The sequence below is a fragment of the Klebsiella aerogenes genome (assembly GCA_029027985.1).
Classification (GTDB): Bacteria; Pseudomonadota; Gammaproteobacteria; order Enterobacterales; family Enterobacteriaceae; genus Klebsiella; species Klebsiella aerogenes_A.
This window is the reverse complement of sequence record CP119076.1, coordinates 4,250,541-4,275,654: the sequence shown is the minus strand read 5'-3', so window position 1 is coordinate 4,275,654 and position 25,114 is coordinate 4,250,541. Positions and strand designations below refer to the sequence as shown.

Genomic DNA, 25,114 nt, shown 5'->3' with positions numbered 1-25,114 from the left:
TGACGGCGAGGTCATGCAAAAATCGCCAGAGCATCCTGAGCCTGAAGGCTAACTTGCGAGTGGGCTGCCAAAACGCTGGTGGATATCACGGTTATCCCGGACGATGAAATTGTGGGTCAGCGTCGCGCGGTCGGTTGTCTCCCCCTCGCTTGCCGCCGAGGGGGAGCGTCATTCAGTGTTTTAAGCTGGCAAATGCGGCGCGAATCTCATCTTCCGGCAGTTGAATGCCGATAAACACCAGCGTGCTGTGCGGCGTTTCGTCGCCCCACGGGCGATCCCAATCGGCGCTGTACAGGCGCTGCACGCCCTGGAACAACAGGCGATTCGGTTCGCCGTCGATCCACAGCATCCCTTTATAGCGCATCAATTGTTCGGCGAAGGAGAGCAGCAGGTTTTCCATCACTCGCGATACCTCGCTGATATCCACCGGATAGTCGAGTTCAACCACAATCGACGAGACGTCGTTTTGTTTTTCAGCAAGGAAATGAAAACGCGGTTTGGCGCTGACGACCTTCTCTTCCAGCATAAAACCGCGGGTATTGAACAGTTGGCTCAGGTCGATATCGCCATGGATGACGGTATAAATCGGCGCTCGGGCGTTGATGTGCGCCAGGCGTTCGCGCAGCTTTTCGGTATCACCGGCGACGTCGGTTTTGGTTAACAGAATACGGTCTGCGTAACCGACCTGCGACTGAGCGATGGTGAACTGATTCATCTGCTGGTCGGCATGGACGGCATCCACCAGCGCGATCACGCCATCCAGCAGGTAGCGTTCGCAAAGCACCTCATGGGAGAAAAAGGTCTGAATAATGGGCCCCGGGTCGGCCATGCCGGTGCACTCAATCACCAGTCGGTCGAACGCAATGTCACCGCGATCGCGGCTGTCGAGCAAATCGAGCAGCGCGTCTTCCAGTTCGTTGGAACGGGTACAGCAGATGCAACCATTGGTCAGCGTTTTAATTTGCGTGGCGCGATCGCCGATCAGCTGATCGTCTACCGACACTTCGCCGAACTCGTTTTCGATAACGGCGATTTTGAAGCCGTGTTGCTCATTGAGAATATGGCGCAGCAGGGTGGTTTTTCCTGCGCCGAGAAAACCGGTTAGTAGGGTCACTGCAATCGGTGCCATTATTGCCTCCATTAACAGCAGCGTACGCCGCCTTTGCCATCGCCGCCGTAGCGGGCCTGCTGGCGTTCGCGGAAGAATTCTTCATAAGTCATGTACGGCTGATCCGGATGGTTGGTTTGCATATGCGTGACGTAGTTGTCGTAATCCGGAATGCCAATCAGCATCTTCGCCGCCTGGCCGAGATATTTTTTTGCTTCGCCTAAGTTACCAAACATAACGCATCCTGATAAGAAAAAGCCCGGTGGCGCTACGCTTACCGGGCCTACAGAACCTTGTAGGGCGGGTTAGCGTAGCGCCACCCGCCATTTTTTTAATGATGTGACGAGGTCTTCACGCCGCCTTCCGGTACCGGCACGTACGGGGTCTCTTTGTCGGTGCGCACTTTATTGTTGCGGACATTAAGCCAGGTTTTGATGCCGTAGAAGATGATGCTGTACACCACTACCAGGAACAGAATGCTCAGGCCGGCGTTAGTGTAGTTGTTGACCACGATGTGGTTCATGTTGGCAACTTGTTGCGCGGTCAGCTCGCCGCCAGCGGCAATCTTCTCTTTATACTGCTGAGCCATAAAGAAGAAGCCTTCCATCTGCGGGTTGGTGCTAAACAGTTTCAGGCCCAGCGCCCAGGTGGTGCACAGCAGCAGCCACGCAGCCGGGATAACGGTGACCCAGATATACTTAGTGCGCTGCATTTTGACCAGCACCACGGTGCCGAGCACCAGCGCTACCGCGGCCAGCATCTGGTTAGAGATACCGAACAGCGGCCACAGGCTCTTCACGCCGCCCAGCGGATCGACCACGCCCTGATACAGCAGGTAGCCCCACAGACCGACGCAGCCCGCAGTACCGATAACCCCCGCGATCAGCGAGTCGGTTTTCTTCAGGAACGGTACGAAGTTGCCCAGTAAATCCTGCAGCATAAAGCGGCCTGCGCGCGTACCGGCATCCAGCGCGGTAAGGATAAACAGCGCTTCAAACAGGATACCGAAGTGATACCAGAAGCCCATATCCGCCATCGGGATGATTTTGTGGAACACGTGGGCGATACCGACAGCCAGCGTCGGCGCGCCGCCCGCGCGGTTCAGTACCGAAGGTTCGCCGATATCTTTCGCCGTCTGCAGGATCTGCTCAGGTGAAATCACAAAGCCCCAGGAACTGACGGTTGCCGCTGCGTGAGCCGTTACATCCTTCAGCTGCGCGGCGATCATTGCCGCGTTTTCACCGCCCATTTCATGCAGGTTCGGCATGGTGATACCCAGGCCTGCTGGCGGGGTATTCATCGCGAAGTAGAGGCCTGGTTCGATAATCGAGGCGGCGACCAGTGCCATTACCGCAACAAAAGATTCCATCAGCATCGCGCCGTAGCCGATAAAGCGGGCGTCAGTTTCGTTAGCCAGCAGTTTCGGCGTGGTGCCGGAGGCGATCAGCGCGTGGAAGCCAGAGACCGCGCCACAGGCGATGGTAATAAACAGGAACGGGAACAGCGCGCCTTTCCACAGCGGGCCGGTACCATCAATGTACTGGGTCACTGCCGGCATTTTTAGGTCCGGGTTGAGGATAACGATCCCCAGCGCCAGACCGACGATCACGCCGATTTTCAGGAAGGTTGCCAGATAGTCGCGCGGCGCCAGAATCAGCCATACCGGCAGCAGCGCGGAGATGAACGCGTAGCCAATCAGGGTAAAGGTGATGGTGGTGTCTTTAAAGGTCAGCGCCGGGCCCCAGTACGGATCGTGGGCAATGATGCCGCCGAACCAGATAGAGGCCACCAACAGCACGATACCGATAACCGAGACCTCGCCCACGCGGCCAGGGCGCAGGAAGCGCATGTAGATACCCATGAACAGCGCGATCGGCACGGTCGAGCAGACGGTAAAGACGCCCCACGGGCTCTCCGCCAGCGCTTTCACCACGATCAACGCCAGCACCGCGAGGATGATGATCATAATCAGGAAACAGCCGAACAGGGCGATAGACCCCGGAACCGGCCCCATTTCCTGTTTGATCATCTCGCCCAGCGAGGCGCCGTTACGACGCGAAGAGATAAACAGCACCATAAAGTCCTGTACCGCCCCTGCCAGCACCACGCCGGCCAGCAGCCACAGGGTACCCGGCAGGTAACCCATTTGGGCGGCCAGTACCGGGCCGACCAGCGGACCAGCCCCGGCGATGGCGGCGAAGTGGTGGCCAAACAGCACGTAGCGGTTGGTCGGCACGTAGTTCAGGCCATCGTTATTAATGACCGCCGGCGTCGCGCGCGTCGGGTCAAGCTTCATCACCTTCTGCGCGATATACAGGCTGTAATAACGGTAGGCGACGAGGTACACGGAAACCGACGCGACGACGATCCACAGCGCACTAACGTGCTCACCGCGGCGCAGTGCGACGACTGAGAGGCAAAATGCTCCGATGATTCCAAGAATCACCCAAGGGATGTGCTTGAATAGTTTTTTGGTATCCATAGTAAAACCTGGCGTTAATTAGATTAATCATTGGCCGAAGCCGTTGGGTTTTGTGTTTGGGTTGGTAGAGGTATTGATTAGCTAGGCTGCATCCGATCTTGCCAGAATGTCGCGCGCGTAAAGTTGGGTAAATCAGTGAGTGGTTGTATGCGGGGTTAAGCGGTCGCTAGCTGGGGTAAGCGGTTGGCCATGAAGTGAGCAGAAGATAAATATGTGATTGAGATCACAAGATATTTTTGAGAGTAAAAACGTAGGGATACTGGTGATATCGGGCCGGGAGGGCGCTGCTCCTCCCCGCGATACGGAGAGGAGCAGAAGAGGTCATTACACGGCGACTTCCATTTCCATCATCACCGGGTGGAAACGGCGTTTAAAGTAAATCAGGCCGTGCCCTTGCTGGCTCAGGGTAATGTTCCTGATCTCCACCAGATACACCAGATGGCTGCCGATGGTTTGCACCTGGCTAATTTCCCCCTCAAGACTGGCCAGCGAGCCTTTCAGCACCGGTTGTCCCAGCGCGCCTTGCTGCCAGCAGCTGAGAGCGAAGCGCTCTTCCATCGTCATCCCGGTCATCCCGGCGAAATGACGGGCCATGACTTCCTGTTCGTGGTTCAGCACGTTGATGCACAACTTGCCGTTCCCCTGAAATACCGGGTTCATCGCGCTGTTGGCGTTGATACAAACCATCACCGACGGCGGCGTATCCGTGACGGAGCAGACTGCAGTCGCGGTAATGCCGCAGCGGCCAGCTTCGCCTTCGGTGGTGACAACGTTCACCGCGGCCGACAGGCTGGCCATGGCATCGCGAAAACGCAGGCGTTGTTCATCTAATTGCATTATGACCTCCCGCTGTGAATTACTTCAGCAGCTTATCCAACATATTGATATCAGAGTTATTGTGCAGATGCGGCACCGTCCATCCGTGCTGGTCGTACTCGGACAGGCAGCGGTCGACCATCGCCATCATCTTGTCCATATTGCCGGAGCTCTGTGCCTGGCGCAGGCACTGCAGGCGAATCTCATCCTGGCTACCGGAATAGTTGATTTCATACAGCTCGTGACGGCCGCCGAATTCGCTGCCGATCGCATCCCACATCAGTTTCAGGATCTTGATGCGTTCAACGTGATCCATGCCGTTGGAGCCGCGCACGTACTTCGCCAGATACTGGTCGATTTGCGGGTTGTTCAAATCGCGGGCGCTGGACGGCAGATAAATCAGGCCGCTGGTGACGTTGCGCTCGATGATATTCTTAATCTTGGCGTAGGCCATCGGCGCCATCACGCGATAGGTTTGCAGCGCGGCGTGATCCGGCAACCATGCGCCGTTGACCCATGGCGTCGCTTCCGAACACATGGAATCGCTCAGCGCCCAGAACATATTGCGCCACGCGACCACTTCGCCGAGGTCGGCCTGCACGCCGCGGAATTCGAGGGTGCCGGTACATTCCAGAGAACGCTTCAGCAGGGCGGTGATAAAGTCCAGTTTCACCGCCAGACGCACGCAGGCCTGCAGCGGATACATGCGGGCGAAACCGCCTTCCATAGTCCAGCGGCGGCAGCGGTCGAAGTCGCGATAAATTAGCACGTTTTCCCACGGGATCAGCACTTTATCCATCACCAGAATCGCATCGTTCTCGTCGAAGCGGCTGGAGAGCGGATAGTCGTACGGGGAGCCGGTCGCGCCAGCGACCATTTCATATGAGGCGCGGGAGATCAGTTTGACGCCTTCGGCATCCATCGGCGCGACAAACATCAGCGCGAAGTCCGGGTTCTCGCCCATCACCTGCGCCGAGCCGAAGCCGATCATGTTGTAGTGGGTCAGCGCTGAGTTGGTGGCGACCACTTTCGCGCCGCTGACGATGATCCCGGCGTCGGTCTCTTTTTCCAGCTTGATGTAGACGTCTTTCACTTCATCGGCCGGTTTGTGGCGGTCGATCGGCGGGTTGACGATAGCGTGGTTAAAGTACAGGCCGGTTTCCTGAATACGGGTGTACCAGTTGCGGGCGTTCTGCTCGAACTGGCCGTAGAACGCCGGGTTAGCGCCCAGCGCGCAGCCGAAGGCGGCTTTATAGTCCGGGGTGCGTCCCATCCAGCCGTAGCTTAAACGCGACCATTCGGCGATGGCGTCGCGCTGTTGGCGCAGGTCGTCGGCGCTTTTCGCCACGCGGAAGAATTTGTGGGTGTAGCCGCCGCTGCCGGTGTCGGTACCCCAGCACAGAGAATCCTGCATGTCCGGTTTGTGCAGCGCATCGTACAACTGAGCGACAGAGGCCGCGGCATTACGGAAGGCCGGGTGAGTGGTGACATCCTTCACGCGCTCGCCGTAGATATAAATTTCGCGGCCATCCTGCAGGCTTTTTAAATACTCTTCGCCAGTTAACGGGCGTTTCGCATCGGCGCGGAAATCTTCAGGTTTCATAGGGGCCTCTTCAGTATTTATCGGAATAATAATGTTAAATATATGTTTTGTTTTTGTTGTTCAATTGAAGCGGTTATTGCGCTTTTCGTGAAGGGACGTTTGCGACAACGGCGGGTACTTTTCAGGTGGGTTTGGGTTTTGTGATCTGTGCTGCTTTTCGGCGGGCGGCGCTGCGCTTACCCGACCTATGGAGCGTCGCCCCGGTAAGCGTAGCGCCAGCGGGGAATTACGACACCGGTACTTTCTGCGCCCGGTAACTGCTGGGTGAACATCCCACTAAGCGATTAAAAAAGCGGGCGAAATAGGCGGGGTCTTTAAACCCCAGTTGCCAGGCAATCTCATTGACCGCGCTATCGGAGAACAGCAGCAGCCGCTTTGCCTCGCGTAACTGGCGGTCGAAGATCAGCCGCTTCGGCGGGCGGTTGGCGAAGCGGCGGCAGATATCGGTCAGCCGCGATTCGGTCAGGTGCAGCTCGTTGGCGTAATCCGGCACCGTCCAGTGCTGATGATAGTGGCTATCGATCATCTGGTTAAAGCGCTGGAATAATTTCAGCTCGCCGCGCATGCCGCTGGCGGCGTGATCGTCGAGCTTCGCATTACGCAGCAACAGGGTAAATACCGACTGCGCCAGCAACGCCAGAGTATGCTCGCGCCCCGGTAATTGGGCGGTAGATTCGCGCCTGATAAGCTGCCAGTAGTGCGCCAGCGCCGCCAGTTCGTCAGGTTTATCGGCCAGTGACAGGCAGATCCCCGGCAGGCCGAATGTTTCCCGCGTGCCGGGATAGAGTACCTCCAGCAGCGGCCAGATGAGCTCCTCATGTACCGTCAGCACGTGGCCATCGCTATCGGACTCGGTAATGAACGCGTGCGGCACCGAGGGCGGCGTTAATACAAATAGCGGCGCCTGTACCGAATAGCGATGATCATCGAGTTGGAGCTCAATCTGCCCGGTATCAAGAAAGTGCATCTGAAAATAGCGGTCATGGCGATGCGCCTGCATATCGCGGCCAAAAAAGGCCGCCATGCGGGCAAACGACTGATAGTGCACCTCTTCAGTGCCCAGACTCTCGTCGTAATCTTTATTAATATCGATATTGGCGATTGAATGCTGGCACATGTTCGCTCCTTAGTGGCCCTTTTGCGCCGCTAAACCAGGCGCGGCGGCGGCATTATCGCGCTGGCTCATCGGGATGCGGGTGAGTACCAGCGCGCCGACGATCAGCAACCCGGCGACAAACCACAACCCGGAGCTAAAGCTGCCGGTGGTATCGCGTAAAATGCCGATCAATAGCGGGCTGACGGCAGAGCCGACGTTGCCGATAGCGTTGATTACCGCCAGCGCTACCGCGCGCGATTGCAGGCTGATCACCCGATCCGGAGTGGTCCAGAAAATCGCCATCGCGGTGAAAGACCCCACCGAGGCCATAATAATGCCGATCAGCTGGACCAGGCTGTGATGGGTTGCCGAGGCCAGCAGCCAGCCCGCGGCGGCGAACAGGTAGGGCAGGATGGTGTGCATCTTGCGCTCTTTGCGCCGGTCGGAGCGGCGGCTCCACCAGATCATGCCGAAGATAGTACAGAATTGCGGGATTGCCGCCAGCAGGCCGATCATAATGTTGCTGCTGCCGGTGTTGAAGCTTTGCAGGATCTGCGGCGTCCAGATGTTAATGGCGCTGAGGGTATTGGTCAGGCAGAAGTAGGCGAGGGTATACATCAGCACCGCTGGCGTCAGCACTTCGCGTAGCGTCGAGCGCGGCGACGCCGGGACAATCGCCGCATTTTCTCGTTCGCGATCGATCATTGACTTCAGCGCCTGCTTCTCCTCGTTATCCAACCAACTGGCTTTATCCGGCGTGTCGTGGAGGAAGAACCAGGTGACGACGCCGAGCACCACTGACGGTAGGCCTTCCAACAGGAACAGCCACTGCCAGCCCTTCAGATTCCACACGCCGTCGAGCGCCAGAATATAGCCAGAAAGAATCGAGCCGAGCATCATGGTGACCGGCATGGCGATCATAAACAGGGCGTTGGCGCGGGCGCGATGGTAGGCCGGGAACCACCAGGTCAGATAGACGAGGATCCCCGGCAGGAAGCCCGCTTCGGCGATGCCGACCAGCATCCGTAGGATGTACAGCGTATGCGGGCTGGTGGCGAACATGGTGCAGGTCGAGGCTATCCCCCAGACTACCATAATCCCGGCGATCCAACGGCGCGCGCCGACCTTCGCCAGCATGATATTACTGGGGATCCCGCACAGCACGTAGGTGACGTAGAACAGCGTCGCCGCCAGGCCGAACATGGTGGAGGTCAGGCCGAGGTCTTTGCCCATCGTCAGACCGGCGAAACCGATATTAATGCGGTCCAAAAATGAGAATACAAAGAGAACAAACAGGAACGTGATCAGGCGGCGGAACAGCTTTTTGATCACCCGGTTTTCGACTTCAGAGGCTTTATTATCATTGTGTTGTAGGGTCATGGTGCGCTCCACATTATCCGTTTAGTAGACGGATTTATTGTTATCTGTTGTGGTGGTGGCTGTGTGGTTAAAGCGGGCGGCTAACGCTTCCGCGCCGCGGGCCAGCAGGGTGGTATCGACGCCGACCGCGACGAACAGCGCGCCCAGTTCGAGGTAACGCTTAGCGAGCTGCTCATTGGCCATCAGGATCCCCGGCGCTTTGCCAGCCTGGCGGATCTGCTGGATAGCGCTTTCGATGGCGGCCTGCACTTCCGGGTGCTGCGGATTACCGCCAAAGCCCATATCGGCGCTGAGATCCGCCGGGCCGATAAAGACGCCGTCCACGCCTTCGACATCGAGGATCTGCGGCAGGTTTTTCAGCGCTTCCCGGGTCTCAATCTGTACCAGCACGCACATGGCGTCGTTGGCCTGATGGATATAATCCGGGACGCGATTCCAGCGCGAGGCGCGGGCCAGGGCGCTGCCGACGCCGCGGATGCCCGCAGGCGGGTAGCGGGTGGCTCTTACCGCCAGCCGGGCTTCGTCGGCATTCTGCACCATCGGCACCAGCAGGGTCTGCGCGCCGACGTCCAGCAGTTGTTTAATCTGCACCGGATCGTTCCACGACGGGCGGACCACCGGCTGGCTGGGGTAGGGGGCGATAGCCTGCAGTTGGGTTAGCACCGTCTGCACGTTATTCGGCGCATGTTCGCCGTCGATCAGTAACCAGTCGAACCCGGCGCCGGCCAGCAGTTCGGCGCTGTAGCTGCTGCACAACCCCAGCCACAGGCCGATTTGCGGACGCCCGGCCTTGAGCGCTTCTTTAAAGGTGTTGTTCATCGTGTTCTCCTCAGACAAAACGGCAGCTGATCGCGCCCATGTTGCCGTAATCGACGTGGAAGGTATCGCCCTTACGCGCCGGTACCGGGCGGGTGAAAGAGCCGCCGAGGATAATTTGCCCGGCTTCCAGTTGAACGTCGTATGGCGCCAGTTTGTTGGCCAGCCAGGCCACGCCGTTCGCCGGATGGTTAAGTACGCCAGCGGCGACGCCGGTCTCTTCAATCACCCCGTTGCGGTACAGCAGGGCGGAGATCCAGCGCAGGTCGAGCTCATCCGGTTTAATCGGGCGGCCGCCGAGGATCACCCCGGCGTTGGCGGCGTTATCGGAGATGGTGTCGAACACTTTGCGCGGGCGCTGGGTTTCCGGGTCGATGTTGTGGCAGCGGGCGTCAATCAGCTCCAGCGCCGGGATGACATAGTCGGTGGCGTTGTAAACATCGAACAGCGTGCAGTTCGGCCCGCGCAGCGGTTTTGCCAGTACGAAGGCCAGCTCCACTTCAATGCGCGGCACGATGAAGCGGTCGGTCGGGATGTCGCTGCCGTCGTGGAAGAACATATCGTCGAGCAGCGCGCCGTAGTCCGGTTCGCTGATTTGCGAGCTGGCCTGCATCGCTTTCGATGTCAGACCGATCTTGTGGCCTTTCAGCACGCGGCCTTCGGCGATCTTCATTTCGACCCACTCACGCTGGACGGCGTAAGCGTCCTCAATGGTGATCGACGGGTAATCCAGCGAGATCGCGCGGATCTGTTCACGCTGCTTTTCGGCCTGATTCAGCCGCTGGGCGATCTGCGTGCGGGTCTGTTTATCGAGCATAATGGTTTCCTGTGGCTGTGTTTTCTCCCTCCCCTTGTGGGAGAGGGCCGGGGTGAGGGTATCAGGCCGCAGAGATCTCTCCCCTCACCCTAACCCTCTCCCCAAAAGGGCGAGGGGACTGACCGTGCCAATGTTTTATTTAAATAACGCGTGCACGTTGTTCTGTTTGTAGTTGAGCGTCGGATCCAGCTCTTCCATGGCGAACGACAGCGCCAGGTAGCGGCTTTCCATCAACGCGGCGAAGTGGGCCTTAATCAGCGTAAACAGCATTTCGCCTACTTCCTGTCGGCTTTCCAGGCTGCGCCCGGCACCGATCTTCAGCGTCATATGCACGAAAGCGTAATCATGCTTACCGTCGGCCATCTGCCAGGTATCCAGCCAATGGGCACGGCTGCGAATACCGCCAATCGGAAAGATGCCGGTGGCGGCCAGCGCCTCGTTAACTTTGGCGAACAGACCCGGTAAATCAGCCTGTTCGCGGATATTGTCGCTACATTCGGCGATAAAATGCGGCATGCGGCCTCCTTATGCCTGCGCCGGTAGTGGGAACACGGCGTTGACCTGGCCGGTACCGGAGCTGGCGAACAGCTCGGTGATAAACTCCACCTTGCCGTCGTATTTATCCCAGCCCAACAGGCCGAGCAGCATCACCGTGTCGTGCATGTTGCCCTCGCCGTAGCAGTAATCGGCATACTCCGGCAGCATGGTGCAGAACTCTTTGAATTTGCCCTCGCGCCACAGCTTCACCACCCGCTCATCCATTTGGTGATCGAATTCGCGGGTATAGCTGTTCATGCCTTCTTCGGCGCGTTGGTCGTCGATGAAGCGGTGCGACAGCGAACCGCTGGCCAGCACCGCCACGGTGCCGTCATATTTCTCGATAGCGGTGAGGATCGCCTGGCCCAATTTGCGGCTGTCGGCAAAGTCGTGAACCGTACAGAACGCGGAGATCGACACCACTTTGAAATGCTTATCGCTATTCATGTAGCGCATCGGCACCAGGGTGCCGTACTCCAGCTTCAGGCTCGGAATATTGTGCGCCTTGGCGCGCACGCCAAGCTTAACGGCCTCGTCGGCGATCAGGTGGCCCAGCTCCGGGTTGCCGTCATAGTCGTAGGTCATGTCGCGAATAAAATGCGGCAGTTCGTTACTGGTGTAGATGCCCTGGAAATGGTCAGCGCAGTTGATGTGATAGGCGCTATTCACCAGCCAGTGGGTATCGAACACGATGATGGTGTCGACGCCCATTTCGCGGCACCGCTTGCCAATCTCTTTATGACCGTCGATGGCGCCCTGACGACAGCCGTGGTTTTTCCCCGGCAGCTCAGAAAGATACATTGACGGTACGTGAGTGATTTTTGCTGCTAACGCTAACTTACCCATATCAGACTCCCCATTTCGGGATCGGATGGTCGCCCATCGAGATGCAGACGTTTTTCATTTCGGCGAACACTTCAAAGCTGTACTCGCCGCCTTCGCGGCCGGTGCCGGAGGCCTTCACGCCGCCGAACGGCTGACGCAGGTCACGCACGTTCTGGGTGTTGACGAACACCATCCCGGCTTCAATGCCGCGGGCCAGACGCAGCACTTTGCTGACGTCCTGGGTCCAGATGTACGACGCCAGGCCGTACTCCACATCGTTGGCCAGGCGTAACCCTTCTGCTTCGTCTTTGAACGGCAGCAGACAGGCGACCGGGCCAAAAATCTCTTCCTGGGCGACGCGCATCCGGTTGTCGACATCCGCCAGTACCGTCGGGCGCAGGAAATTGCCGGATTTGAGGTGTGCTGGCAGATCGGACGGCTTATCCGGGCCACCTGCCAGCAGGGTCGCGCCTTCTTCGATACCAAGGCGAATGTAGCCGGACACTTTTTCCCAATGCTGCTGGCTAATCAGCGCGCCGACCTGGGTATTCGGATCGGTCGGGTCGCCGACGCGCAAGCGGTTGGCGCGCTCGGCGAAGCGTTTGACGAATTCCGGATAGATGCTTTGCTGAATGAAAATGCGCGAACCGGCGGTGCAGCGTTCGCCGTTGATCGAGAAGATGGTGAATAGCGCGGCGTCGAGCGCGCGCTCGATGTCGGCGTCTTCAAAAATCAGCACCGGCGACTTCCCGCCGAGCTCCATCGAGTACTTTTTCAGGCCGGCGTTTTTCATGATGTTGCGCCCGGTGGCGGTGCCGCCGGTGAACGACACCGCGCGCACGTCATGGTGACGTACCAGCGCATCGCCCGCCGTCGCGCCGTAGCCCTGCACGACGTTGAGCACGCCTGCCGGGATCCCGGCTTCCAGCGCCAGCTCGCCCAGACGATCGGCGGTCAGCGGCGACAGTTCGGACATTTTCAGTACTGCGGTATTGCCCAGCGCCAGGCACGGCGCCACCTTCCAGGTGGCGGTCATAAACGGTACGTTCCACGGCGACACCAACGCGCACACGCCGACTGGCTGTACGAGGGTGTAGTTGAGCATTTTGTCATCGACCGGATAGGTCTTGCCGTTCATCTGCTGGCACACTTCGGCGAAAAATTCGAAGTTGTGCGACGCGCGTGGGATCAACACGTTTTTGGTCTGGTGGATCGGCAGGCCGGTGTCGGCGGTTTCCATTGCCGCGATCTCCGGGACGTTCTGATCGATCAGATCGCCTAAACGGCGCATCAGACGCGCGCGCTCTTTCATCGGCAGGTTAGCCCACTTCGGGAAGGCCTCTTTCGCCGCCGCTACCGCCTGGTTAACTTCGGCTTCACCGCCGGAGGCGACGTCAGCCAGCACCTCGCCAGTGGCCGGGTTGGTGGTATGAAAATAGTCTGCGCCGGCAACGTTTTTCCCGTTGATCCAATGGTTAATCTTTTTCATGACAGTGTCTCCTCATACGCTTGCTGGCTGATGATATGGTTGACCAGGCGGCCCACGCCCTCGACTTCGACGATCACCTCGTCGCCCGGCACCACATCGGACAGCCCTTTCGGCGTGCCGGTGGCGATCATGTCGCCCGGTTGCAGGGTCATAAATTCGCTGAGATAGGCGATGAGGAACGGCACGCTGAAGATCAAATCGGCAGTAGTGCCCTGCTGGCGCAGTTCGCCATTAACCCAGGTACGCAGGGCCAGGTTGTGCGGATCCGGGATCGTCTCTTTCGCCACGATCCACGGGCCGATCGGCGTCAGGGTGTCGCGGCTTTTTACCCGCAGGTTCGGGCGATAGTAGTTTTCCAGATAGTCGCGGATCGCGTAGTCGTTGCAGACGGTATAACCCGCGACGTAGTCCATGGCATCGGCTTCGCTGACGCGGCGCGCGGTTTTCCCAATCACCACCACCAGCTCGGCTTCGTAGTGCATGTACTCGACGTTATCCGGGCGCACCGACTGCTGCTGGTGGCCAATAAAAGTATTCGGCGCTTTGATAAACACCAAAGGCTCGGTTGGCGGCTTAAATTCCAGTTCGCTGGCGTGGTCGGCGTAGTTCAGTCCCAGCGCGAACAACGTACCGTCGGCAGGCGGCAGCCAGCGGAATTCACCAGCTTGCAGCACGGTGCCGTCGTTCAACTGTACCTGGTCGCGTTCATCGACCAGTACGTCGCGAACCTGTCCCTGCCATTCAATGCGTGCCTGTTTCATGCCAGTTCTCCTTCTGCGACAACCGGGTTTTCGAGCGCCGGGAAACCGTCGGCGAGAATACGTACGCGATCGCCCGGGCGCAGCGTGACGCGAGAGTGGGGCGTACCGATCAGAATCGCATCGCCGGGATTGAGGGTCGCAAACTCGCTCAATGCGCTCAGCAGCTGCGCGGCGTTGCGCTGTAGATCGGCGGTGTGCCAGCTATCCGCTTCGCGGCCGTTGATTTCGGTGATGATGGTCAGGTCATCGACGTTGCGTACCGCCGAGAGCGCGCCGACGGGGCAGAAGCCGTCGCGGCACTTAGCTTTGATCGCCGGGCGATAAAAACTCTCTTCCGGCAGGCTGACATCGTTGGCCAGCGCGTAACCGGCGATATAGTCCGCCGCCTCTTCTGCCGTCACTTTACGCGCGGTTTTGCCGACGATCAGCGCCACGGTCGCGCCGCTTTGTACGGTTTCGCCCTGCGGATGGGGAATCGCATCGCCATTGCCAATCACGGTGTTGCGGGGCTTGATGAACCACACCGCGGTTTTCGGCGGCGTCTTGTAGGGGGCCTGTTGAAACGCCTCGCGCCAGGCGTCGAGCTGGCTGCGATGATTTAGCGCAACGGCGAAGATGGTACCTTTCATTCACCACTCCTCTGGTACTGATTTCGGATTCGAAGGGATTTCATTAATATGTTAATGATCATCTTTTATTCTTTGCCGAACGGTTTGGCAACTGGAAGTGAATGTTTTGTGATCTGATTAACACAATATTTACATGATTAAAATTTATTATTTATATTTCAATTTAATATGTGTTTTTTGCGGCGTGACTGGTACTTTTCAGGTGCAGAAACCGGTTGTACATGGCAGGATGACGGCTAATTATTAAATTGTTAATAAGTTTTTTGTGAGCGTTGTTGAGGGGATACCATGCATGATTCATTAACCATTGCGCTGCTGCAGGCGCGGGAAGCGGCGATGGGGCATTTTCGGCCGATTGTGAAACGTCATAACCTGACGGAACAGCAGTGGCGTATCGTGCGTATCCTTGCGGAAAATCCGTCGATGGATTTCCACGACCTGGCGTGGCGGGCCTGCATTCTGCGCCCCAGCCTGACCGGTATTCTGACGCGCATGGAGCGTGATGGTTTAGTGCTGCGCTTAAAGCCGGTTAACGATCAGCGCAAGCTCTATCTGTCGCTGACGCCTGCCGGACTGACGTTGTATGAAAGCGCGCAGGCGCAGGTGGAAGAGGCGTATCGGCAGATAGAAGCACAGTTTACGGCGGAAAAGATGCAGCAACTGACGATGCTGCTGGAGGAGTTTATTGCGCTCGGCGTCCCTACCGGGCGCAATGATGAAGAAGCGTAGCGTTTACGGCTCGGGCCTCAGGTTAGCAAGGGCGATAAGCGTTTCCGCGCGGGCGGGAGCCAGCGGTTCTCTCGGCTGCGGCAGCGGCCAGCCGTACAGCCAGCGGGCGCTGGTGGCGCAGGTTCGCCCCTGACAGGCGCCCATTCCGCAGCGCTGGTGAAGCTTGGCCTGCTGCCAGCCGTCGGCGGCGGATACGTCGCCGCAGCGCACATCTTCGCAGCGGCACAGCAGGCTCTCCGGCGTGGCGGCGTTTTTCAAGGACTCCGGCAGTTGGAAGGCGCGATTTATCGCATTGGCGAAACGCTGCCAGCGGGCGCGGCGGGCAAATACGGCCTGCGCTTGTTGGCTGGCGTCAGCGGCGGCAAAACCGGCGATTTCCCCCTCCGCCAGCGCCAGCTCGCTACCGCCGAAACCGGTACATTCCCCCGCGGCGTAAACATCCGCGACGCTGGTTTGCTGCCAGCGGTTAACCTGTATCGCGTCTTGCCTTATCTCGCAGCCAAATAGCAGTGCCACCTCGATGTTAGGCACCAGCCCATAGCCGATGGCCAGCCGATCGCAGGCGATGGTCCGCTCAACGCCGCGCTGGCGCAGCGTGACGGCTTCCAGCCGCGTTGTGCCGTGGGCGCGGATCACCTGCGCGCCACTGAGATAGCCTGTGGGCGCCAGCGTCGCTAACTGGCGCAGTTTCTGCGGCCAGCGCCAGAGTCCTGCGGCGAAGCGCAGCAGCGCAGCGAGCGGCGCTTGCTCGACGATTTGCACCACCTGCGCCTCGGCCTTGTTCACCGTCTCCGCCACCGCCAGCAGCAGCGGGCCGCTACCGGCAATCACCACGTTTTCCCCTTTCAGGGTCAGGCCATGTTTGATTTGCGCTTGTAGACCGCCCGCGCCGGTCACGCCAGGTAAGGTCCAGCCGGGGAACGGCAGCGAAAGTTCGCGCGCGCCGCAGCAGATAATCAGTTTGTTCCAGTCGATCATGCCGCTGGCGTCGGCGGTTTCAAACAGCACGCTGTGTGCTGAAGGGCGGGCAATCAGCCGCGCGCCGTTAAAAACACGGATAGCCGATGAGGCGGCGACGGCATCGCGATATCGCCGGGCCAGTTCGGGTAGCGCCGCCTGCGGCCCGGCGCGCCAGATTTGTCCGCCGGGGGAGGGGTTATCGTCCAGCATAATGACCTGTTTATGACAAGCGGCAGCGGCGAGCGCGGCCGCCATGCCGGCAGGCCCCGCGCCGAGGATTAACATGTCACAACGCAGCGTTTGCATAACTGCTCCTTTCTATTTGCATGCCTGTCCGACACAGGGTCTGGCAGGCCAATACCCGCCGCCCGTCGACGGTGACCCGGCACTCCTGGCATACGCCCATGCCGCAAAATGGCGCGCGGTCGTCGCCGCTGACCGCCTGGCGGGTCGTGGGGTTACCGGTTAACGCCAGCGCCGCCGCCACGCTAATCCCTTCCGGCACCGCCAGCGCGTCGCCATCGATAGTGATGTTGAGCAGGGTATTCATGCGATCGCCTCCTGTTTGTACAAACGGGCGGGTAGCCAGGGCTCGGGGGCCAGTGGGCAGCGTTCGCCGAGGATCTGTGCGGCCAGCAGCTCTGCCGTCGCCGGGGCGGTGGTCACCCCCAACCCTTCGTGGCCCAGCGCCAGCCACACACCACGGCGCGTGGGATGCGGGCCGATCAGCGGGTTGCCGTCCTGTGACGCGGCGCGCAGGCCGCTCCAGCAGCGAATGATATTCAGCGTCGCCAGCGCGGGCAGGAAATGGCGGGCGCGGTCAAGCATCTGCGCCAGTAGCGGTAGATCCAACTGGCGATCGGTATTATCGAACTGGCGGGAAGAACCAATCAGCAACTGGCCGGTTGGCCGCGGTTGCACATTGAAGGCCACCGAAGTGCCGCCGCCGTGGGCGCTGGCGCCATAACCCAGTTCGACCAGTTGGTGGCGTACCAGCGGGCCGTAGCGATCGGTAATCGCCAATTGGCCCTTCTTCGGCCGCAACCAGTGTTCCGCCAGCAGCGCATTGGCCTCAAGGCCGCAGGCCGCCACAATCGCCCGCGCCTGCAGTCGTTTGCCGCTGGCGAGCAGCACCTGCGGCTCTTCAATCGCCTGCGCGCTATCGTTCAGGCAGGTAAGATTGTCTCCGGCATCGGCAATCAGCCAGCGGGCGACATTCGGCGCGTAGACGATCCCGTCGCCGGGAACCCACAACCCGCCTGCCAGCCCGCTGCGCAACAGCGATTCGCGCCCGGCGATCTGCTGCGCGGTTTGTAATTCGCTGTGCGCCTGATAGCCAGCCATCCGCTGCTGTTTTTCGCGGGCGACGGCCATCTCTTCATCGTTTTCCGCCAGCCACAGCGTGCCGCAGCCGCGCCAGGCACAGCTGTCCGGCAGCTGCGGGGTGATGGCGCGCCAACGCGCCAGTGACCAGGCTGATAGCGCAAGCTCGGTGGGGTCGTCATCCATGCACACCAGATGACCCATACCAGCCGCCGTCGCGCCGGGCTGACCGTTGTCGATCAGCACCACGTTCTGCCCCCGCTTCGCCAGCTGCCACGCGCAGGCGGCGCCGATGATCCCGGCGCCGATCACGATGACATCGCTCTGCTTCACGGCACGATCCCCCAGCAGAAAGGATCGTCAGGGTTGAGGATCAGCCGGTTGTCGCCGCACACCCAGGCTTCGCCGCGGATCGTCGGAATAATGCCCTCGGCGGCGTGCTGGTAGCTGGCGGTGAACTGGCTGCCGATGATGCTGGCCTGATGCCAGGTTTCTCCCGGTTGCAGTTTGCCATCCTGCGCCAGGCAGGCGAGCTTGGCGCTGGTGCCGGTGCCGCACGGCGAGCGATCCCAGGCTTTACCCGGGCAAAGTACGAAGCTGCGGCTGTCGGCGACATCGTCATCGGAAAACAGCTCAATATGGTCGATAACGCCGCCGTCGTCGCCACGGATCCCCGCCGCTTCCAGCCCTTCGCGTACTGCCCAGGCGTAGTCGGTCAGCTGTGGGATGTGCGCAGGCGCAATGCTGAACGGGTGGTCGTTAATCAGGAAAAACCAGTTGCCGCCCCAGGCGATATCGCCGATGACGGTGCCGACCGCGGTTTCGACGCTGACCTGCTTTTTCCAGCGGCGGGCAGGGACGTTTTGCACCGATACGCTGCCATCTTCATGCAACGTGGCGCGAACGTCGCCAACCGGGGTTTCAATCAGATGCACGCCGGGCTGGATACGGCCAAGCCAGGCCAGCGAGGCGATAAGTCCAATGGTGCCGTGGCCGCACATATTCAGAAAACCGGCGTTGTTAAAGAAAATGACCCCGGCGGTGGCCGCCGCGGAGACCGGTTCGCACAATAGCGCGCCCACCAGCACATCGTTGCCGCGCGGTTCGAGGATGGTCGCCTGACGCCAGTGGTCGAAGTCGCGAGCGAAGCGTTCGCGGCGTTCCGCCATGCTGCCGCCGCCGAGGTCGGGGAATCCGTCAACGATCAGGCGGGTGGGTTCGCCGCCGGTGTGTGAATCAATGGCTCTCAACGCAATAGGGGGGCGTGTCGCGGTCATCTGGCTCTCCGGAAGTTAACAACATGTTTCATCATGCTGGCGCAACCTGTCCTGGCCCGCTTGAGCGCTTTCGTCAGTGGAAATGACGAAATCAGCATAATAGCGATCCTGCTATTTACCCATGCAACATCATTATTTCTTATTAATCATTCAGTTAATGTTGTGGTAAACCGAAAGTCGCTATCGCGCCAGTAGATAAACCAGGGGAAGACGTAAAGCGGATCCAGGATCGCAAAACCGACGGTTGCCGCTTGAGGTGTTAACGGAAAGTGAATAAATATCCTTCGGTCACTTACCATGAGGAGGCCTTATGATCGGTGTTTCTGATGCGGCGCCGCAGCGTGCTGTTAACCAACCGGAGCTGGCCGTCGATGAACTAAGCCAGATCTGCGAAGGTCTGGCGCGCCAACGGCCGGACAATATGCCAGCGCTGCTGAATGCGTTGGCGTTGATTGCGCCCCTGCTGAATGCCATCCCCAACGTGGTCTTTTTTATCAAAGATAGCCAGGCGCGTTATCTGCTGGCGAACCTGACGTTGGCTCGTCGCTGCGGTTTTAAAACCGTTTCTTCGCTGCTGGGGAAAACCTCCGCCGATGTCTTTCCTTCCGCGCTGGGCCAGGGCTATACCGAACAGGATCTGCGCGTATTGCGGGAAGGCGTGACCCTGCGCGATCAGCTGGAAATGCATCTGTATAACGGCCGCGAACGCGGCTGGTGCCTGACGCAAAAGCTGGCCCTGCGCGATGTCAGCGGCCAGGTGATCGGCATGGCTGGGATCTCGCACGATCTGCAGGAGGCTCATGCCCGTCACCCGGCGTGGCAGCGGCTGGCGATCGTCGACGATCATATTCGCCGCCACTATCATCGGCCGATCGCCATGGAGGAGTTGACCGCGCTAAGCGGCATGTCGATTGCGCAGATCGAACGCTACTGCAAACGGATCTTTCACCTCACGCCGCGGCAGATGATCCATAAAGTTCGCCTGGAAAAAGCCACCGAGCTGCTGGCCGGCGATACGCCGATTACCGATATCGCGCTGCAGTGCGGCTATACCGATCACAGCGCATTTAGCCGTCAGTTCAAGGCCATGACCGGCTCGACGCCGCGTGATTTCCGCGTGACATTGCTGGGATAAACGCTGGCTCACACTTTTGTCGACTGTGCTAATTTCGTCATCGTATTGAGGGAAAACCGACAAGCCGCCGGTTCCGCGAAACGTCAATCTGTCAGTGAATATTCACCATTCATTCACCTCGACTTAACAAAATGACGACAAGGAACCGAGCATGAGCAAAAAAGCGATTCACTGGAGCGGCGTATTCCCGGCGGTCACCACGCAGTTTCGTAGCGATTACTCCCTCGATTTAGACGCCACCCACGCGGTGATGAAAAACCTGGTTAAAGATGGCGTTTCCGGGCTGGTGGTGTGCGGCAGCGTAGGGGAAAACACCTCGCTGAGCACCGATGAAAAATTGCAGATTATCGAAGTGGCGAAGGATGCCGCTGGCGGCAAAATCCCGGTCATCGCCGGGGTCGCCGAATTTACTACCGCCTTTGCCCAAAAGATGGCGAAAGAGGCGGAGCGCGTCGGCGTTGACGGGATCATGGTGATGCCGGCGCTGGTGTACTCATCAAAACCCCACGAGACCGCCGCCCATTTCCGCAGCGTGGCGACTGCCACCGACTTGCCAATCATGGTCTACAACAACCCGCCGATTTACAAAAACGACGTGACGCCGGACATTCTTGCGACCCTGACCGACTGCGACAACATCGTCTGTTTTAAAGATTCCTCCGGCGATACCCGTCGCTTCATTGACCTGCGTAATACCGTTGGCGACCGCTTCGTGCTGTTTGCCGGGCTGGACGATGTGGTCGTGGAAAGTATCGCCGTTGGCGCGGAAGGGTGGATTTCCGGGATGTCCAACGCCTTCCCGCGCGAGGGCGAGACGTTGTTCCGTCTGGCGCGCCAGCAGCGTTACGAAGAGGCGATGGCGCTGTATCGCTGGTTTATGCCGCTGCTGCATCTCGATGCGCGTCCGGATCTGGTGCAGTGCATCAAGCTGTGCGAAGAGCTGCTTGGCCGCGGCGGCGCCATTACTCGTCCGCCGCGTCTGGCGCTGGAAGGCGAAACGCGCCAGCAGGTGGTGGCGATCGTTGAACAGGCGCTGGCGACCCGCCCAACGCTGCCGGATGTCGGTCTCTGAACACAGGAGCGAGTATGAATTCATCTCAGACCACGGCGGGACGGCAATTTATTGCCGGACGCCGCATTGCCAGCGGTGAGGCGACGCTATTGAGCCTGCGGGCGGTGGACGGCGAAGCCACCGGCCACCGCTTTTACCCGGCCTCCCGTGAGGAGGCCGCGCTGGCGGCGCAAGCGGCGCAGAGCGCTTTTACCGCCTATTCGCACACCACGCCGCAGCAGCGGGCGCATTTTCTCTGCGCCATTGCCGATGAACTGGATGCGCTGGGCGAGGCGTTCTTCGCCATCGCCGGGCAGGAGACCGCGCTGCCGCTGGCGCGGCTGCAGGGGGAAAGGGCGCGTACCAGCGGCCAGTTGCGGATGTTTGCCGAGGTTATCCTGCGTGGCGATACCTTCGCCGCCCGTATTGATACCGCGTTGCCCGACCGCCAACCGTTGCCGCGTCCGGATCTGCGTCAGTATCAATTCGCGCTGGGACCGGTGGCGGTGTTCGGCGCCAGTAACTTCCCGCTGGCCTTCTCCACCGCGGGCGGCGATACCGCCTCGGCGCTGGCGGCCGGTTGTCCGGTGGTGGTGAAGGCCCATCCGGGCCACATGGCGACCGCCGAGCTGACCGCGGAGGCGATCGCCCGGGCGGTTGCGCGGTGCGGGTTGCCCGGCGGCGTGTTCAATATGATTTTCGGCACCGACATCGGCGCGGAGTTGGTGCGCCATCCGGCGATCCAGGCGGTCGGCTTTACCGGCTCGCTGGCTGGCGGCAAGGCGCTGTATCAGCTGGCGCAGCAGCGCCCGCAGCCGATCCCGCTGTTTGCCGAAATGTCGGCGATTAACCCGCTGATTATTCTGCCGCAGGCGCTGAGGACGCGGGCCGACGTGCTGGCGAAAGATCTGCTGGCGTCGTTTACCCTCGGCGGCGGACAGTTCTGCACGCGTCCGGGGCTGATTCTGGCGCTGCGCGGCGAAGGACTGGAACGCTTTAAATCGGCGCTGTGTACCGCGGTGGAGGCGTCCGCGCCGCAGGTGCTGCTCAATGCGCCAACGCTCAGTCACTATCGCCAGGGTGTCGCGGCATTGCAGGCGCATCCGCGCGTTGCGTTGTTGGCAAGCGGTCTCGCCGCCAGCGAGGGACAGGCGCAAACCCTGTTGTGGCAGGCTCAGGCTGAGGATCTGCTGGCGCAGGATACGCTGCTGCAAACCGAAGTCTTCGGCCCGTTGTCGCTGCTGGTGGAAGTGGATGACGACGCGCAGCTTCAGGCGGTGGTGAAAGGGCTTCAGGGGCAGCTTACCGCCACGCTGCATGCCGATGCGGACGACGGCCCGCTGGCGGCGAACCTGCTGCCGTTGCTGAGCGAAAAAGCCGGACGGGTGCTGTTTAACGGTTATCCCACCGGGGTGGAAGTGTGCGATGCGATGGTGCACGGCGGACCGTGGCCAGCGACGACCGACGCACGCGGGACGTCGGTCGGCAGTCGGGCGATTGAGCGTTTTCTGCGCCCGGTATGCCTGCAAAACGCGCCCGCCGCCCTGTTACCACCAGCGCTGCAGGATGCGAACCCATTGAACCTGCTGCGCCTGGTCAACGGCCAGTGGACCCGGGAAGCGATTTCCCCCTCTCATTGACGCAAGGGCATCACCATGACCATTCACTCTACGCATAACAGTCAAACCCGCGTTGTTGAGTCGGGTAAGTTTAAAAAACAGCTGACCCTAACGGATCTCACGTTTATTGGCCTGGGGGCAATTTTTGGCTCCGGATGGTTATTCGCCGCCAGCCACGTCGCGTCGATAGCTGGCCCGGCCGGTATTGCCTCGTGGGTGATCGGTGGTTTTGCGGTGCTGCTGCTGGGGATTGTCTACTGCGAATTGGGGGCGGCCCTGCCGCGCGCTGGCGGTATTATTCGCTACCCGGTTTTTTCCCACGGCGAGCTGATGGGCTATCTGCTGGGGTTTATCACTCTGATCGCCTTCTCCAGTCTGATCTCAATTGAAATCGTCGCCGCCCGACAATATGCCGCCGCCTGGTTCCCGGCGCTAACCCAGCCGGGATCCAGCGCGCCGACGCTACTGGGGTGGGTGGTGCAGTTCCTGCTGCTGTGCTTCTTCTTCGCGCTCAATTACTACAGCGTGAAAACCTTCGCCCGCTCGAACAACTTCATCAGCGTGCTCAAGTTTCTTGTGCCGCTGCTGGTGGTGGTGACGTTATTCACCTTCTTTAAACCAGAAAACTTACATGCTCAGGGTATTGCGCCGTTTGGCATGTCCGGGGTGGAAGCGGCGATCAGCGCGGGCGGTATTATCTTTGCCTACCTTGGCCTGACGCCGATTATCTCGGTGGCAAGCGAGGTGCAAAAACCGCAGCGGACTATTCCCATCGCGCTGATTTTATCGGTGGTGTTGTCGACGATTATCTATGTGCTGTTACAGCTGGCGTTTCTCGGCAGCATTCCTGGCGAGATGCTGCATGGCGGCTGGGCAGAGGTGAGCAAACAGTTCTCGCTGCCGTATCGCGATATCGCCATTACCCTCGGGATGGGCTGGCTGGCCTTTATGGTCATTAGCGACGCGATTATTTCGCCGAGCGGTACCGGCAATATTTATATGAACGCGACGCCGCGCGTGATCTACGGCTGGGCGAAGGCGGGAACCTTCTTTAAGGCCTTTACCCATATCGATAAAGCGTCCGGTATTCCACGCCCGGCGCTGTGGCTGACCTTCGCGCTTTCTATCTTCTGGACGCTGCCGTTCCCCTCCTGGGAGCAGCTGATCAGCGTGGTGTCGGCGGCATTGGTGCTAAGTTACGCCATCGCGCCGGTGACCGCCGCCGGGTTACGCCGCAATGCGCCCGATCTCCCGCGTCCGTTCCGCGTGCGCGCCTTCGGCATCATCGGCCCGGTGTCGTTTATGATCTCGGCGTTGATTGTCTACTGGTCCGGCTGGAGTACGCTCTCCTGGCTGCTGGGGCTGCAGATTGTGATGTTTGTGGTGTACGTAATGTGTAAAGGTAAGGTGCCGGAACATACCGTTAGCCTGGCGCAGCAGGTGAAGTCGTCGCTGTGGCTGATTGTTTTTTATGCGCTGATTATCCTCTTTTCCTGGCTGGGAAGCTTCGGCGGGCTTAATGTCATTGGTCACCCCTGGGATACGGTGCTGGTGGCGGCGATGTCGTTAGGGATTTACTACTGGGGCGCGCGTAGCTGCCTGCCGCAAGCTAACTTTAGCGGAGACGAAGAAGAGTAGAGGAGAGCACTATGGAGTCGGTAACCCTTTCGTTACCTGAAGCTTATGCCCTGGCGTTGCAGGTGCTAAGCGCCAATGGATTCAGCGCCGACCATGCGGCGGCTATCGCCCGCAATGTGGCCTCCGGGGAGCGCGACGGCTGCGCTTCCCACGGTCTGTGGCGGTTATTGGGCATTGTCGATACCTTGCGTAAAGGCAAGGTATCGCCCGACGCCGAACCGCAGATTAACGATCGGGCGCCGGCGATTGTGCGGGCGGATGCCGACGGCGCCTTTTCGCTGCTGGCCTTTGAACGCGCGTTGCCGTTGCTGGTGGAGAAGGCGCGGCACAGCGGCATCGCGGCGTTGGCGATTAACCGTTGCGTCCATTTTTCCGCGCTGTTTGCGGATATCGAACCGCTGACTGACGCGGGTCTGGTGGGGTTGGCCTGCACGCCAAGCCATGCCTGGGTCGCGCCAGCGGGCGGCATTCGCCCATTGTTCGGCACTAACCCTATCGCCTTTGGCTGGCCGCGGCGGGAAAAGCCGCCGTTTATTTTTGATATGGCGACCAGCGCCGCGGCGCGCGGCGAGATCCAGCTGCATCAGCGCGCCGGTAAACCCTTGCCGGAAGGCTGGGGCATCGATAGCCAGGGGCAGCCGACGACCGAAGCCGCTGAAGTGCTGAACGGCGCGATGTTGACCTTTGGCGGCCATAAGGGCTCGGCGCTGGCGGCGATGGTCGAGCTGCTGGCCGGGCCGCTTATCGGCGATATGACCAGCGCCGAATCGCTGGCGTGGGATAACGGCGCGGGCGGTTTACCCTACGGCGGCGAGCTGATCCTGGCGCTGGACCCGCAGCGTTTTCTGGGCGCGCAGGCGGAGGAGCAACTGGCGCGCGCCGAAACGCTGTTTAGCGGCATGCAGGAGCAGGGGGCGCGGCTGCCGGGCGAGCGGCGTTTCGCCTGTCGCCAGCAGAGCGAACGACAGGGAGTGACCATCAGCCGTTCATTGCATGATGAGATTTGCGCTTTGCGGTAACCTG

General features: G+C 59.9%; 24 protein-coding genes. 6 read left to right on the top strand and 18 right to left on the bottom strand.

Annotated features, from left to right (window positions below):
• Positions 1 to 172 precede the first annotated feature (172 nt).
• The 14 genes from yjiA to PYR66_20290 form a co-directional block, all read right to left on the bottom strand.
• The gene (gene yjiA, locus PYR66_20355) at positions 173 to 1,129 is read right to left on the bottom strand and encodes a GTPase (protein ID WEF27608.1); all 957 of its coding nucleotides are present in this window, start codon (positions 1,127 to 1,129) and stop codon (positions 173 to 175) included.
• 11 nt (positions 1,130 to 1,140) lie between these two features.
• On the bottom strand, positions 1,141 to 1,344 hold the full coding sequence (locus PYR66_20350; GenBank protein WEF27607.1) for a YbdD/YjiX family protein: 204 nt from the start codon (positions 1,342 to 1,344) through the stop codon (positions 1,141 to 1,143).
• Positions 1,345 to 1,439: 95 nt separating this feature from the next.
• The gene (locus PYR66_20345) at positions 1,440 to 3,590 is read right to left on the bottom strand and encodes a carbon starvation CstA family protein (GenBank protein WEF27606.1); all 2,151 of its coding nucleotides are present in this window, start codon (positions 3,588 to 3,590) and stop codon (positions 1,440 to 1,442) included.
• Positions 3,591 to 3,914: 324 nt separating this feature from the next.
• The gene (locus tag PYR66_20340; GenBank protein WEF27605.1) at positions 3,915 to 4,427 is read right to left on the bottom strand and encodes a 4-hydroxyphenylacetate 3-monooxygenase reductase subunit; all 513 of its coding nucleotides are present in this window, start codon (positions 4,425 to 4,427) and stop codon (positions 3,915 to 3,917) included.
• A gap of 19 nt (positions 4,428 to 4,446) precedes the next feature.
• Positions 4,447 to 6,009 (bottom strand): 4-hydroxyphenylacetate 3-monooxygenase, oxygenase component, encoded by a 1,563-nt coding sequence (gene hpaB, locus PYR66_20335; GenBank protein ID WEF27604.1) that lies wholly within the window; start codon positions 6,007 to 6,009, stop codon positions 4,447 to 4,449.
• Between the two features lie 226 nt (positions 6,010 to 6,235).
• Positions 6,236 to 7,126 (bottom strand): 4-hydroxyphenylacetate catabolism regulatory protein HpaA, encoded by an 891-nt coding sequence (hpaA, locus tag PYR66_20330; GenBank protein WEF27603.1) that lies wholly within the window; start codon positions 7,124 to 7,126, stop codon positions 6,236 to 6,238.
• A gap of 9 nt (positions 7,127 to 7,135) precedes the next feature.
• Positions 7,136 to 8,485 (bottom strand): 4-hydroxyphenylacetate permease, encoded by a 1,350-nt coding sequence (hpaX, locus tag PYR66_20325; GenBank protein ID WEF27602.1) that lies wholly within the window; start codon positions 8,483 to 8,485, stop codon positions 7,136 to 7,138.
• A 21-nt stretch (positions 8,486 to 8,506) separates the two neighbouring features.
• Complete coding sequence (hpaI, locus tag PYR66_20320; protein ID WEF27601.1) at positions 8,507 to 9,304, bottom strand: 4-hydroxy-2-oxoheptanedioate aldolase; 798 nt, start codon at positions 9,302 to 9,304, stop codon at positions 8,507 to 8,509.
• Positions 9,305 to 9,314: 10 nt separating this feature from the next.
• Positions 9,315 to 10,118 carry a 2-oxo-hepta-3-ene-1,7-dioic acid hydratase gene (gene hpaH / locus PYR66_20315; GenBank protein ID WEF27600.1) on the bottom strand — a complete coding sequence of 268 codons (804 nt, stop codon included), beginning with the start codon at positions 10,116 to 10,118 and terminating at the stop codon, positions 9,315 to 9,317.
• Between the two features lie 135 nt (positions 10,119 to 10,253).
• A complete protein-coding gene (locus PYR66_20310; GenBank protein WEF27599.1) occupies positions 10,254 to 10,634 on the bottom strand; it encodes a 5-carboxymethyl-2-hydroxymuconate Delta-isomerase in 381 nt (126 codons plus the stop codon).
• A 9-nt stretch (positions 10,635 to 10,643) separates the two neighbouring features.
• Positions 10,644 to 11,501, bottom strand: coding sequence for a 3,4-dihydroxyphenylacetate 2,3-dioxygenase (hpaD, locus tag PYR66_20305; protein ID WEF27598.1), 858 nt, complete (start codon positions 11,499 to 11,501; stop codon positions 10,644 to 10,646).
• Position 11,502: 1 nt separating this feature from the next.
• Entirely contained in the window at positions 11,503 to 12,969 is a 1,467-nt protein-coding gene (gene hpaE / locus PYR66_20300; GenBank protein WEF27597.1) for a 5-carboxymethyl-2-hydroxymuconate semialdehyde dehydrogenase, read from the bottom strand.
• On the bottom strand, positions 12,966 to 13,730 hold the full coding sequence (locus PYR66_20295; GenBank protein ID WEF27596.1) for a fumarylacetoacetate hydrolase family protein: 765 nt from the start codon (positions 13,728 to 13,730) through the stop codon (positions 12,966 to 12,968). The genes hpaE and PYR66_20295 overlap by 4 nt, the downstream gene beginning before the upstream one ends.
• Complete coding sequence (locus PYR66_20290) at positions 13,727 to 14,359, bottom strand: fumarylacetoacetate hydrolase family protein (protein WEF27595.1); 633 nt, start codon at positions 14,357 to 14,359, stop codon at positions 13,727 to 13,729. The genes PYR66_20295 and PYR66_20290 overlap by 4 nt, the downstream gene beginning before the upstream one ends.
• A gap of 288 nt (positions 14,360 to 14,647) precedes the next feature.
• On the opposite strand from PYR66_20290, the gene hpaR reads away from it, so the two are divergent.
• A complete protein-coding gene (gene hpaR / locus PYR66_20285; GenBank protein WEF27594.1) occupies positions 14,648 to 15,088 on the top strand; it encodes a homoprotocatechuate degradation operon regulator HpaR in 441 nt (146 codons plus the stop codon).
• A 3-nt stretch (positions 15,089 to 15,091) separates the two neighbouring features.
• Here hpaR and PYR66_20280 read toward each other — a convergent pair whose 3' ends face one another.
• From PYR66_20280 to PYR66_20265, 4 genes are read right to left on the bottom strand one after another with little or no spacing between them, the layout of a single operon-like run.
• Positions 15,092 to 16,354, bottom strand: a complete 1,263-nt coding sequence (locus tag PYR66_20280; protein ID WEF27593.1) for an FAD-dependent oxidoreductase — start codon at positions 16,352 to 16,354, stop codon at positions 15,092 to 15,094.
• Positions 16,335 to 16,598: a (2Fe-2S)-binding protein gene (locus PYR66_20275; protein WEF27592.1), complete on the bottom strand. Its 264-nt coding sequence runs from the start codon at positions 16,596 to 16,598 to the stop codon at positions 16,335 to 16,337. The genes PYR66_20280 and PYR66_20275 overlap by 20 nt, the downstream gene beginning before the upstream one ends.
• A complete protein-coding gene (locus tag PYR66_20270; GenBank protein WEF27591.1) occupies positions 16,595 to 17,704 on the bottom strand; it encodes an FAD-dependent oxidoreductase in 1,110 nt (369 codons plus the stop codon). Before PYR66_20270 ends, PYR66_20275 begins: the two co-directional genes overlap by 4 nt.
• Positions 17,701 to 18,648, bottom strand: coding sequence for a 4-hydroxyproline epimerase (locus tag PYR66_20265; protein ID WEF27590.1), 948 nt, complete (start codon positions 18,646 to 18,648; stop codon positions 17,701 to 17,703). The genes PYR66_20270 and PYR66_20265 overlap by 4 nt, the downstream gene beginning before the upstream one ends.
• A 310-nt stretch (positions 18,649 to 18,958) precedes the next feature.
• On the opposite strand from PYR66_20265, the gene PYR66_20260 reads away from it, so the two are divergent.
• The 5 genes from PYR66_20260 (at position 18,959) to PYR66_20240 (ending at position 25,110) form a co-directional block, all read left to right on the top strand.
• Complete coding sequence (locus PYR66_20260) at positions 18,959 to 19,783, top strand: AraC family transcriptional regulator (GenBank protein ID WEF27589.1); 825 nt, start codon at positions 18,959 to 18,961, stop codon at positions 19,781 to 19,783.
• 151 nt (positions 19,784 to 19,934) lie between these two features.
• Positions 19,935 to 20,855 (top strand): dihydrodipicolinate synthase family protein, encoded by a 921-nt coding sequence (locus PYR66_20255; GenBank protein WEF27588.1) that lies wholly within the window; start codon positions 19,935 to 19,937, stop codon positions 20,853 to 20,855.
• Between the two features lie 14 nt (positions 20,856 to 20,869).
• Complete coding sequence (locus tag PYR66_20250; GenBank protein ID WEF27587.1) at positions 20,870 to 22,474, top strand: aldehyde dehydrogenase (NADP(+)); 1,605 nt, start codon at positions 20,870 to 20,872, stop codon at positions 22,472 to 22,474.
• Between the two features lie 15 nt (positions 22,475 to 22,489).
• On the top strand, positions 22,490 to 24,091 hold the full coding sequence (locus tag PYR66_20245; protein ID WEF27586.1) for an APC family permease: 1,602 nt from the start codon (positions 22,490 to 22,492) through the stop codon (positions 24,089 to 24,091).
• Positions 24,092 to 24,102: 11 nt separating this feature from the next.
• Positions 24,103 to 25,110, top strand: coding sequence for an Ldh family oxidoreductase (locus PYR66_20240; protein WEF27585.1), 1,008 nt, complete (start codon positions 24,103 to 24,105; stop codon positions 25,108 to 25,110).
• The last annotated feature ends 4 nt before the right edge of the window (positions 25,111 to 25,114 follow it).